General features: G+C 62.0%; 12 protein-coding genes. 2 read left to right on the top strand and 10 right to left on the bottom strand.

Annotation, left to right across the window (positions count from 1 at the left end; translation table 11 throughout):
• Positions 1–92 precede the first annotated feature (92 nt).
• A complete protein-coding gene (locus tag NO366_RS08990; RefSeq protein WP_256533990.1) occupies positions 93–848 on the top strand; it encodes a DUF5781 family protein in 756 nt (251 codons plus the stop codon).
• Between the two features lie 34 nt (positions 849–882).
• Here the strand turns inward: NO366_RS08990 and NO366_RS08985 are convergent, their stop codons facing one another.
• From NO366_RS08985 to NO366_RS08950, 8 genes are all read right to left on the bottom strand, one after another.
• Positions 883–1,779 carry an ABC transporter permease gene (locus tag NO366_RS08985; protein WP_256533989.1) on the bottom strand — a complete coding sequence of 299 codons (897 nt, stop codon included), beginning with the start codon at positions 1,777–1,779 and terminating at the stop codon, positions 883–885.
• 2 nt (positions 1,780–1,781) lie between these two features.
• Positions 1,782–2,708 (bottom strand): ABC transporter ATP-binding protein, encoded by a 927-nt coding sequence (locus NO366_RS08980; protein WP_256533988.1) that lies wholly within the window; start codon positions 2,706–2,708, stop codon positions 1,782–1,784.
• An 8-nt stretch (positions 2,709–2,716) separates the two neighbouring features.
• Positions 2,717–3,583, bottom strand: coding sequence for an ABC transporter permease (locus NO366_RS08975; protein ID WP_256533987.1), 867 nt, complete (start codon positions 3,581–3,583; stop codon positions 2,717–2,719).
• Between the two features lie 52 nt (positions 3,584–3,635).
• Complete coding sequence (locus NO366_RS08970) at positions 3,636–4,502, bottom strand: hypothetical protein (RefSeq protein WP_256533986.1); 867 nt, start codon at positions 4,500–4,502, stop codon at positions 3,636–3,638.
• A 105-nt stretch (positions 4,503–4,607) separates the two neighbouring features.
• On the bottom strand, positions 4,608–5,375 hold the full coding sequence (locus NO366_RS08965) for a helix-turn-helix transcriptional regulator (protein ID WP_256533985.1): 768 nt from the start codon (positions 5,373–5,375) through the stop codon (positions 4,608–4,610).
• A gap of 485 nt (positions 5,376–5,860) precedes the next feature.
• Positions 5,861–6,757 (bottom strand): ABC transporter permease, encoded by an 897-nt coding sequence (locus NO366_RS08960; protein ID WP_343217330.1) that lies wholly within the window; start codon positions 6,755–6,757, stop codon positions 5,861–5,863.
• Between the two features lie 62 nt (positions 6,758–6,819).
• Positions 6,820–7,065 (bottom strand): hypothetical protein, encoded by a 246-nt coding sequence (locus NO366_RS08955; protein WP_256533984.1) that lies wholly within the window; start codon positions 7,063–7,065, stop codon positions 6,820–6,822.
• 760 nt (positions 7,066–7,825) lie between these two features.
• Positions 7,826–9,043 carry an alpha-hydroxy-acid oxidizing protein gene (locus tag NO366_RS08950; protein ID WP_256533983.1) on the bottom strand — a complete coding sequence of 406 codons (1,218 nt, stop codon included), beginning with the start codon at positions 9,041–9,043 and terminating at the stop codon, positions 7,826–7,828.
• A 450-nt stretch (positions 9,044–9,493) separates the two neighbouring features.
• Between NO366_RS08950 and NO366_RS08945 the strand changes: the two genes are divergently transcribed.
• Positions 9,494–10,507: an AIR synthase family protein gene (locus NO366_RS08945; RefSeq protein ID WP_256533982.1), complete on the top strand. Its 1,014-nt coding sequence runs from the start codon at positions 9,494–9,496 to the stop codon at positions 10,505–10,507.
• 78 nt (positions 10,508–10,585) lie between these two features.
• Here the strand turns inward: NO366_RS08945 and NO366_RS08940 are convergent, their stop codons facing one another.
• Together NO366_RS08940 and NO366_RS08935 are read right to left on the bottom strand one after the other, a co-directional pair.
• Positions 10,586–11,200 (bottom strand): 30S ribosomal protein S7, encoded by a 615-nt coding sequence (locus tag NO366_RS08940; RefSeq protein WP_256533981.1) that lies wholly within the window; start codon positions 11,198–11,200, stop codon positions 10,586–10,588.
• Between the two features lie 2 nt (positions 11,201–11,202).
• On the bottom strand, positions 11,203–11,631 hold the full coding sequence (locus NO366_RS08935) for a 30S ribosomal protein S12 (RefSeq protein WP_256533980.1): 429 nt from the start codon (positions 11,629–11,631) through the stop codon (positions 11,203–11,205).
• Between the last annotated feature and the right edge of the window lie 143 nt (positions 11,632–11,774).

The following is an 11,774-nucleotide window of genomic DNA, read 5'->3' as shown; positions in this document are numbered from 1 at the left end:
GTCGGCCACCACGCCAGCGTCGAACCCAGGGCAAGTCGCAGGGAGCGAATCGCCGCAACGCTATTATGCGGTAGCACCCTGCATTCGTCACCATGGAACTGCACGTACAGGGATCGGGGCCCGCCGCACCGTTTCTCGGCGCCCGGGATCTGTTCGAAACCGAGCGAGAGCTCTCGCTACCCGTCTACGTCCACCTTCGGGACGATCCCGACGAACGAACCTGGGCCGGTCACTACGACGACCGTCACGTACTCAACATCTCTCGACAGGCGGCCTCGTCGGCGATGGCCCGCGAACTCGCCCTCCACGAGTTCGCCCACATGGCTCGCTACGAGGAAGACCACCCCTCGCACGTCCAGTCGACGGAGGAGGCGCTCTACCTCGCCCTCACCGGCCGCCACGTCGAGCGGCGGAAGCTCACACACTGCTACCAGATCGCCAACCACATGAAGGACATCTACGCGGACGACATCACCCTCTCGGTGGGGCCCGGCGAGAAACTCCTGTCGTACCTGGAGGCGAGCCTGGCCGCGGCCATCGCCGACCGACCGCGAACACCGCCGCGGGCCGGCTTCGAGCGCATCACGTCGGGCTCTGACCCCGATATCACGGCCGTCAACGCCGCCTTCGCCGTCGCGCTGGCCGAACGCCACGACCTCGTGGACGACGACCACCGACTGTACGACCTCGCGCACGCGGCCGCGATGGACGCCCCCGGCGTCGACGCCGACGGGTTCCGCCGACGTTTTCGCGAACTCGGAGCGGATCCCGACCCGAGCGGCTACCGGCGCCACCTCGTGCAGGCGACGCGCTCGTACGTCGACGGGGACGGACCGGCGGCGGACTGATCGGTCGATCTGACGTGCCTCGTCGATCGTAAACTCACAGATCCACCCGGCGATACCAGACGATCGCCAGCGGGACGAACAATCCCCAGCAGAGTAACGAACCGACGGCACCCGGGTCCGTCAGGTAGACGGGCGCCCCCGCAGTGAGATCGATCGTTTCGAGGGTCCCGGTATCGATCGTCCGACCGGTTCGTCCGGAGACGATCGCGTGTTCGATTCGTGGGATCGCGACGAGTTGTTCGTGAGAAGCTGACACGAGAAGGTGATACGGCTGGACGAGCACGGACGACCGGACGGGGAGAGGAAGGCCGCGATCGCCGCCGAACGCCGACACGAGCACGAGCGGACCGAGAGAGAACGCGATTGCTCGCAGCCGCGTCGAAACGACGGTGGAGACCGAGACGGTAAACGTGGTCAACACGATCGCGAACAGGAGGGTCGCGAGGACGAACGAAGCGTACGGTCCCGCCGAGAACTCGCCGAATCGGTACATTGCGACGATCGCACCGGAGAGAAGCCCGCTCACGACGACGACCGTGATAGCACTCAGTCGAGCGAACATCGTGCCGACGACGACGTTTGACCGCGAGACAGGAAGCGATTGGAGCGTACGGATCGTTCCGGCCTGGCGGCTGCCAGCGATCGCACCGGCACCGTAGCCGACGGCGACGAACGAAAGAATCACCGGCATCAGGCGACCGAGGCCGAAAATAACGAACGCGGTTGGTTCCGGCGTTCCAGCACCGGGGTCGAACAGCACGAGATACCCCGGCACTTCACCCTTCACACCGGGCGTAATCGTCCAGATCCGAAGCGCGACCACGAGTGCAAACAGAACAGCACCGATCCCGACAGCACGAGAGCGGCCGAGCGCGAGCAGGTCCGTCCGTGCAGCGGTCGTCGCAGTCCGTAGCCAGCGTCGGAAGCGCACGTTCACACCTCGTCCGTGTACGATTCGAAGACGCGCTCGAGCGACCGCCCATCGGTCTCGAACGAGGGAACCGTGGCGCCCGACTGGTCGATCGCGGACAGAACGCGTGCAATCACCGCCTCGCTTTCGCAGACGGCGACGAGTTCGCCGTCTTCGAGGTGAACCTCCTGCACGCCATCGACGTCGTCGACGCGGTCGCGAACCGCCGACATGGGTCCGTCGGTTCGAATCCTGGCACGGAGGACGGTCTCGCCGCCGACCGTTTCGCGCAGTTCCTGAACGTCGTCCTCGGCGACGAGCCGGCCGTCAGAGAGGATGCCGGCCCGATCGCAGACCGCCTCGACCTGCGAGAGGACGTGCGACGAGAAGAAGACGGTCGCGCCCCGCTCGTTTTCCTCGCGAATGATTCGTCGAAGCACCACCACGCCGTGAGGGTCGAGCCCCGCCGTCGGCTCGTCGAGGACGAGCAGGTCCGGTTCGCCGACGAGCGCCATCGCGAGCCCGAGACGCCGGGTCATTCCCCGAGAGTACCCGCCTGCGCGTCGATCCATCGCCTCGTGGAGATCGACGCGCTCGAGAACGGTCGCTGGATCGACCGCGGCGTCCTTCGTCGACGCCGCGAGCGAGACGTGCTCGCGCCCCGATAGCGTCGGATAGGGGGTGAATCCCTCCAGCAACACGCCGGTTCGCCGTCGAATCTCGACCGGGGACGATCGGGTATCGAGCCCGAACAACCGCGCGGCGCCGCTCGTGGGGTGGACGAGATCCACGAGCATATCGATCGTCGTGGACTTCCCGGCGCCGTTGGGGCCGAGAAATCCGTAGACGGAACCCGCTGGCACCTCGATATCGAGGTCGGAAACAGCAGTGACGGGTCCGAACCGCTTCGTGAGCTGCTCGGTTTCGATGATGAGATCGGTGTCAGTCATGGTCAGTGTTAGTTGATGTCACAGCGTTCGTACCGAATGAGTCCGGAAACGGTGGGAATGACGATCCAGAGAGCCTGAGAGAGGAGGGCTGCGCTCGTCGAGGCGTAAAACGGGATTTCAACCACGGTGAAATTAACGGCAGTACTTCCGCCCCCGTGTGCGACCTGAAATGCTGTGTACACGCGATCGTCAAGGCTGGCGACCAGCGTACTGAAAATTGGCCCAGGACCGATGAGGGTCAGCCGAGGAGAAACCATCGAAAGCGGAAGTGACACCAGCAACAGTCCGACCGCGGCCACCAGCGCCGCAGCGAAGACGACGCTGCGCCGGCGTCGAATCGTCGACAGCGCGACACCGACGACGACGAAGCCGGCCAAGTGGACGACCACGACGCCGATAAAGGTAACTCCGGTCGTCAGCGACGGGGTGAGGCCGCTCCGGTATGCCTGGACGAGTGTGAGACCGTAGACGATGGCGAGCACGGTCGCCACGACCGTCAGACGGGCGAGAACGTGGCCGAGAAATACCGCTCGTCGACCGACGGGCAACGACTGATGCGTTCGAAGCGTTCCGTCCTCACGGCCACCGACGATCGTCCCGGCACCGAGAAGCGTTGCGAAACAGACGAGAAAGAGCTGGAGGGTCGACACCGACGCCATGACAGGGAAAAAGAGGTCGTTGCCGATTGAACGGAGATAAAACTGATCGTGTGTTCCAAGTTGTCGCCCTCGAGCAACGTCGGTGACCCGGAGGGCGTTGAACGAGAGGTTCGTACAGACGAATGTCACGATAGTGACAGTCACCACCGTCCGTCGCGACCGATAGTGCTGTCTCAATTCGATTGAAAATATCGACGCAATAGAACTGAAAGTCATATTCTCCTATATACCTATTTTATGCACACCATCACTTAAATATATTATCAATTCATACATTTTCGAGACCTGAATCACTTTTCACCTCGAGGAGAAGGCTTGACCAGGCGCCAGTGTTCACCACTTCCATGTCATACTCCCCGCCAGCAGTCAGATCATACGAGTGGTCCGAATCGACCGATCCCCGGTCCGGGAAATCGTCATTATAGAACGCTGCTTCTGCGGTGATAGTATTCATTCCGTGATCATGGCCAGTCGAACCCAGGTGCCACTCGGTTTCAATTGGGATCCACCAGGGACAGTCCGATCCAAGACCGTCGGCCGACAGCTCCGAATCATCGAAGTAGTAATTGAGGCCCGAGTAAAAGTGCTGGTCGATGAGCACGTCCGACTCCGCAAGCGTTCCACAGCGCGGGGAAGTCGTATTGGCATAGGCCATTAGATCCCAGTCGCTTTCTACGCCAGCGGCTGTCTTGCTCCTGTTTCTCTCGATGGTTGCTTCTCTCGATTCGATCGCTACCGTCGCTCGGTCGAGCTCGTCCGGACTGATGGTTTGTTCTGCGTTTGGGACATTCCTGGCGTCAGTCTGCGCTTGCTTGTCCGCCGGTCTAGCCGACAAATCCGTCGTTTCAAGTGCCAACGATGCACCCGTTCTCCGATCCAGTTTGGCAACCGTCTCTGAATCGTACGTGAATCTGTGGATCACTGTTCCCCGAGTGCCCTGTTTTTGTACTTCGATCGATGCCGACGTTAGTCCAGTGATGTCGTCAACCTCCACATCGAACGTCCACGAATTTCGTTTCCGAGCCGTAGCCGTCCCGATACTGTTCACACCGAGCAGCACTCCAGCGCCCGTGCTTGCACGTCGAAGGAGCGAACGGCGGTCGATTCCGGACGGATTCTGATCGTCATCTTGCATGACGTTCAGTACTAGAGGAGCATCAAATTAAATGATATCTGCTGTCATTCGTTACGGGCCGTCATTACGACACCCCTCGTCACCCGAGACAGACAGGACAGCGGATCAAACGTCGGTCCGGTCGACTGCAGCTGAATTCTTCCGGACGGTCTCGTAAAATCCAGATCCCCACGATTGAAACTGGGGATGAAAACCGGATACGAGAGCGTGCAGCGTCCCGTATCCATCGTAACTCAGCAGCAGCGTTCGGTCATCTGTACGGACGATCCCAACGGGCTCCATTGGGTGTTCGTATACGTATAGTGATCCGAGAAATGCGGACGACGGATCGATCACGTCCGACGACCGAATACACTCTAGTCCAGTCGAGCCCACGATAATCTCCACTTGGTTCTCCACTCCGAGAGCGGTTTCATGCGCATCGACGAGTTGCTTCGTTACTGTCGGAACGAAAGTTAAAACGGTAGAAGCGGATCTGACGGCTGAGAGAACTTCGTCTTGTGGGCCGGCAGGGTCAGAAGGGTGTCGAACGACCGATTCACAGTCAACTAATACATCGGATGGCACATCCACCCGATCGGTCGGTATGTGTTCGAGAGCGCAGACGAGTTCGTGAAGGCGCGCTGCGCGTTCGTGATACTCGAGGAGTTCGGAGATAAAGCTCTCCGCGACAGGCACGACGGAATACGTCTGTTCTGACCGGCGTATCCACCCCTCGGTTTCGAGTTGGCTCAGATTTCTACGCACAGTCCGCCGCGTCGCGTCGATCTCAGCATCGAGTTCGGTAACGGTTTGTGCGGATTCGACCAGTTCTGCGAGCAATTGAACCCGAACTGGGGACCCAACCAACATTCCAACTGGGCTATCATTCATGGAGGTGTATGACCATTAGATACTATTGGTTAAAATATTTCCCATATTGAAGAAATGTAAAATGGTAGGTGTTCCCTTCTACTATATAATCGTGGTTATCGATTCAAAAATTGGCGGAAAAAGGATCCAAGCCAACACAACCAGCGCTCGATACACCAACTGTTCCACCCGAACGACGAAACAGCTGAATGAGAGGACTGACTGAGGAGGAAAATAAGGGCGAGTGCAGGATCACTGGGAGTCGAAGAAACACCTGAATCGACGAGAATCGCAGGCAGCCGGAGATTTGCCACCAATTCGATCACCCTACTAACTCCCTCCAGTACCTCACTCGTCCGAACCAGCATCGATCGGTCGAGTTCCGAGACGCTCGACCGCCAAAAAGCCGCATCGTCAGATCGAAATCCAGGTCGTCGGGTGCAGCCACGACGCCAAACGTCCGTGTGGCGTTTTCGAGTTCTTCGCGGTCGAATCTGAGGAATCGGTCATGAATTGGACGTACGTTCTAGTCGGTCGAGCTGGTTACAGGCGAACCACAGCGGGAAGGCGATCCAGAGGGCGAGTACCGCCACAGCGATCGGCCACGAAAAGAACCAGGGGACGGCATCCGCCGCGAATTCGGTGGACATCTGGTACGATCCGAAACCGCCGCTCCCGAGTACGGCGTCGACGTGCGTTTTCGGAATCAAATGGTCGTACGGAGCGGCGACGAGGACGAGATACGCTTGTCGAGGGTCGATCACGTGATAGTACGGATACAGGGGTGAGAGTCCGAGAACGACTTCGTGTACTGGAAGGAGCTGGTAGCCGAACGCGACGAAGACACCCGCAGCCGCCCGCCGGGCCGTCGAGAACACTGCCGAGATTGCGACTCCGATGCTCAGCCAAACGAGTCCGTACCCGATCGTCGCGAGTGAGAAAACCAGGTATCGCCACACGGACACCGTTTCGAACCGATTCGTGATGGAGATCCACCCGACGGCTAGCACGACACCGATCGCACAAGCGAGTACGATTGCCCGTCCGAAGTACGTCCCGTACAGTACTGTACTGCGCGGAGACGGGAGCGACAACGACGTGAACAACTGGCCGGTTTCGCGCTCGGTCGCAATCGTCCCGTACCCGAGTAGCAGTCCGATCAATGGCACCAAAAACAACAACGAATTTACGTGCCAGGAGGGGCTCGTGAACCCATACACGGCGTATACGGCGTCGAACGTTTCGGGAACGTCGAGATACGTGTAGGTGCTGTATCTGCCGCCCTGGCTGGTCCCCGCTGGCGGAGTCACGCCACGTGCGATCCGACGAACCGAGACGGCGAGATAGACAACGACGAGTACTACCCCCCACGATCGGCGGAAATGGCGGAGTTCCTTCAACACGAAGGCAAATACCGCACGGGGCACGCTGTCGTCGGGATTGCCGTTTCGATCGGTTCCGTTACTCACGTGTGGATAACCTCCCGACGGAAGACGGCGTCTCCAATCAGGAGCGGTCCGACGATCCAAACGGAGCGTACGAGAGTGGCTATTGGGACGGTCACGAGCGGCGAGGCTGTGACCTCGATGGCGCTACCATCGACGAGTGTCACTGCGAGCGCCGGATGTATCGAATCGAACTGGGAAACGAGTTCTTGGATTGGTTCTGCACGCTCGAGAGATGCCGCGTGGTCGTCGACGAAAAACTTCACGATAGAATTGAGATAATATCGATCGTTCAACTGTCCAACCCACCAATCGGCTTCGAGTCGGTTCAGATTTCCCAACACCGTTCGTCGCGTCGCACCGACAGTCGACTCCAGTTCGGATACCGATGCCTGTTCGTCTGCGAGTTGTCAGAGGAGCGCTACCTGGACGGAAGATCGAACCAACGATTGAAACGTAATATGACCTCTACTCACAGCATATCATACTGTGTTTAGTATAAGTAATTTTTTCAATCTGTTACGATAGCACCTCCGTATTGGAGGTGGGCGACGGCTATTCCTGTGGTACGAGAAATATGACGGAGACCGGCGCCCCATTGTCGGCTGAATCCGGCTCTCGCCATCGGAGTGTTCGGCGATGCGTTCATTGAGCGCGAAGTCGATTGATGCGACGTTGTAGTCTTCGTGGCGGTGCAACCGCAGGGATACCTCGAAGAGACGCCCCTGTTCATCGGGCAGATGCCGATACCCTAGAGCGGACGGCGATTGCCCGCCCATCGCCGTCTCCCCTCGGTCCGAAATTGAAGGCCAATCCACATCACTTCGAAAACGGCCACGCTACTGGTACGAGCGGATCGGCTCACGTTTCACACACGAGTGGAGCAGGCACTCGATTAGCTGGATGGAACTCGAGACTAGCACTTACAGATCGTGGGAGGCAGCGGTGACAAAGAATTGATTCGACAAGCGGTTAGCGTTAGGCGGCGACCCGGTCGTACGTCGACGGGGACGGACCGGCGGCGGACTAGGTACCGTCCCCGAACGGCACCTCACCCCTCCGAACCAGCATCGATCGGTCGAGTTCCGAGACGCTCGAACACCCCGAGAGCCCCATCGTCAGATCGAGGTCCGCCAGGAAGTTCCGGCAGACCTCGCGGACGCCGTCCTCGCCGTCGATCGCCAGTCCGTATACGTACGGCCGTCCGAGGAAGACCAGCTCGGCACCGAGCGCCAGCGCGGTCACGGCGTCGGCGCCGCGCCGGATGCCCCTGTCGAAGCAGACGGGCACGTCGCCGTCGCCCACCGCTTCGAGGTGGTCGACCACAGCGGGGAGCGCTTCGATCGCCGGCAGGGCGTTGTCGACCTGCCGGCCTCCGTGGTTCGAGACGACCACGCCGTCGGCACCAGATTCGACGGCCAGTTCGGCGTCCTCGGGGTGGACGATCCCCTTCACGATAATCGGCAGGTCGGTCAGGTCACGAAGCCACGCGAGATCCTCCCAGGTGAGCGACGCGTCGCCGAAGACGTCGACGAACTGCATGACCGCCGCACCCACGTTTTCTACGGGGTCCTGCCCCAGCAGTTCCTCGAAAACGGGGTCCGAGAAGTAGTTCCCGACGCCCTCCGCGTCGAGGAAGGGCAGGTAGCCCCGCTCGACGTCTCGCTCGCGCCAGCTGATGATCGGCGTATCGACGGTCACGACGAGCGCGTCGTAGCCCGCGCGCTCGGCTCGATCGACGAAGCTCGCCGTCAGGTCCCGGTTCGAACTCCAGTAGAGCTGAAACCAGGCCGGGCCGTCACCGACGGCGTCGGCGACGTCCTCCATCGGTTCCGAGGCCGCCGAACTCGAGACGAACGGGAGGCCGAGGTCGGCGGCCGCGCGAGCGGACGCCAGTTCGCCCTCGTCGTGTATGATGGACTGGACGCCGATCGGCGCCAGGCCGACCGGCGCCGGGTACTCGGTTCCGAACAGCGACACCGTCAGGTCGCGATCGGCGACGTCACGAAGCATTCGGGGGACGAGCCGCCAGGTAGAGAACGCCGCTCGGTTCGCCGCATCGGTCCGTTCGGCGCCGGCGCTCCCCGCGACGTACGCGTAGGCGTCCGGGTCGAGCGCCTCGCGGGCGGCCGCCTCCAGATCGTCGAAGCGCGGCGGGATCGAAGGCCGTTCGTCGGCCAGCATCCCCTGGGTATAGACTTCGATCAATCGCTCCCGGCCGTACGAGGGCCCGTCGTCGGACATACCGCCAGGTTCGGTCGAATACGACGTATAGATTGGGGCGCTCCGGGGCGGTCGAACTGGCAGGGCCGGCCACCACTCGACGCACGACGGGACGAACCCGAGACCGGTACCGCATCCGCGTCTGCCGATACGAAAGGTGAAGATACAGACGATCCGAACGGCGAAGGAGCAGGCGACGAACGCGACGACGGTCCGATGGTCGCACGAGAACAACACGGCCAGGATGACACCGAACGACTGCCTCGGTGCCGACGTTGCCTGACTTCCCGTCCGGTACTGCATATTCCGGGCATCGTCGTGACGATCGTCGGTCCGAACCCCTGAGCCGGTTCACCCGGCTGCGACCGCTCGTCCGGGTTAGATTCGCCACGCCGAACGGCGCCGCCGGGGCCTCACATCGAGGCGGCGGAAACCCCCATCGCTAAGCCGACGGTAGCCGACGTCCCAGTCGTGTCCGACCTCGGAAAGATCGACCGACCGTTCTTCGAGCGTTACATCGCGTCGAACCTCGGCGCCGACCGAACAGACGTCGCTCTCGGACCGGCACACGGCGTCGACTTCGGCGTCGTCGACGTCGACGGCCGGGCGCTCGTGACCGCGACCGACCCGCTCTCGATCCTGCCCGATCTCGGTTACGAGCGGGCGGCCCGGTTCGCGCTCGACGTCGTCCTCGCGGACGTCGCGGTAAGCGGCGTCCCGCCGACGCACCTCTCGATCTGTTTCACCCTGCCGGCGTCGATGACCGACGACTCGTTCGCGACCGTGTGGGAGGAAATCCACGCCGAGTGCGTCGACCTCGGCGTGTCGGTCGTGACCGGCCACACCGCACGATACGGCGACGTCTCCTACCCGTGGATTGGCGCGGCGACGGCGATGGGGGTCGGCGATCACGACGATATCGTCCGCCCGGACGGTGCGCGAGCGGGAGACAGACTCCTGTTGACGTCGGGACCCGCCGCGGAGGCGGTCGGACTCCTGAGTACGTGCTTTCCAGAACAACTCGATCTCCCGGCCGAGACCGTCGCAGCGGCCCAGAATCGCCTCGAAGAGGTATTCAGCGTCCGTGACGCCCTCACCGCTGCCGCGGCGGGCCCCGTGCGAGCCATGCACGACGTCACCGAAGGTGGCCTCGCCGGCGCGTTGAACGAGATGGCCGACGGCGCAAATGCTCGCTTCTCGGTCGAACGCGAGGCCGTCCCGATGCGCCCCGGCGTCGCCGCGGTCTGTCACCACCTGGAGATCGACCCCTGGGCGGCGACCAGTTGTGGCTCACTCGTGATCGCCGTCGAGCCGGACGGTGTGGACGCCGTCCGAGACGCGCTCACGGACCGGGGAACGCCGGTGGCCGAGATCGGCCGCGTCGAGGACGGGACGGGCGTGATGGTCGACGGCGACCGACTCGAGCATCCGCACGTAGACCCGTCATGGGACGCGTACGCCCGGCTCGCAGAGCAGTCGGACTGAGCGATACGGTCCACGCCGTCGGCGATCGCTCTCCTCGTCGCGGTCGAAGGAATACGACAGAAAATCGCGAAGCGTACGTTATCTCGCGGCGGCAGCGACGCGCTCTTTCTCCTCTTTCTGTCCGACGGCGTAGGTGCCGACGTCGCCCTCGGCGGCGCCGACGAGCTGGTTCGCGATGGCCTCCTCGGCAGAGGTGGGCGACTTGAACGAGGCGCTCTGGACGCCCTCGGCCAGGAACTTCAGGGCCTGGTCGACGCGGCGCTGGGGGGCGACGTCGACTGCCTTCGGGACCGAGATGCCGCCGTACTTCAGGCGAACCGTCTCCTCGCGCGGCGCGGCGTTCTCCACGGCGGTGACGAGGATCTGGATCGGGTTCTCGTCGGTACGCTCGTAGATCAGTTCGAACGCCTCGCGGACGAGGTTGAGCGTCTGCTGTTTCTTGCCGGTATTCTCCTCGGTCTGCATCAGGCGATTGATGAATCGCTCGACGATGGAGATCTCTGACTTCTGGAACTGCTTCGAGGCGTGGCGACCCGCGGTGTGGGCCACGGGCGTCACGGAGATGTAACGCTTGGTCGAGGGGTCGTTGTACTCGATCTCGGCGATCTCCCAGCGGCCGAAGAGCTTCGCGGAGAGGTCCGATTCCTCGCCGCCAGCGGGTGCGTCGGGTTCGGGTTGGTCGTCGGCGCTCATGGTTATCGCACCGGTTTCTCCGCGTTCCCGCGGACCAGTTCGATGAGCGAGACACCGTTTACCTTCTCGACCTTGTAGTTGACACCGGAGATGTCACCCATCGCACGACCCTTCGCCCCACCGATGCCGGCGATGGTGACCTCGTCGTGCTCGTCGATGAAGCTGATCGCGCCGTCGCCGGGACAGAACGCCGAGACCTGCTTGCCGTTCTTGATGAGCTGGACCCGGACACACTTTCGGATGGCCGAGTTGGGCTGTTTCGCCTCGATGCCGATCTTCTCTAAGACGATGCCGCGGGCCTGCGGCGCACCCTCGAGCGGGTCCGACTTCTCGCGAAGGCCACGAGCGCGTCGCGCGTAGTCCGAGTCGGACCACCGCTGTGTCTGGCGGTCCTTCTTCAGCTTCCGCGCGGCGTATTTGCCGTTTGCCATAGTACCCGTCGTTATCCGACGAACGCACTTAAGCGTCCCCTTTTGGATCGGAAACGAGACGACGAGAGCGCTCGACGGGGGTCGATGAAGGGATCTCGTGGCGTTTCGGACGCGGAGCGGAGTCCTCGCGGCGTGGGCCGCGT

Origin of the sequence: Halovivax cerinus (genome assembly GCF_024498195.1) — an archaeon.
Lineage (GTDB): Archaea > Halobacteriota > Halobacteria > Halobacteriales > Natrialbaceae > Halovivax > Halovivax cerinus.
Note: the sequence above shows the minus strand (reverse complement) of the source record. Positions and strands in the feature narration are given on the sequence as shown.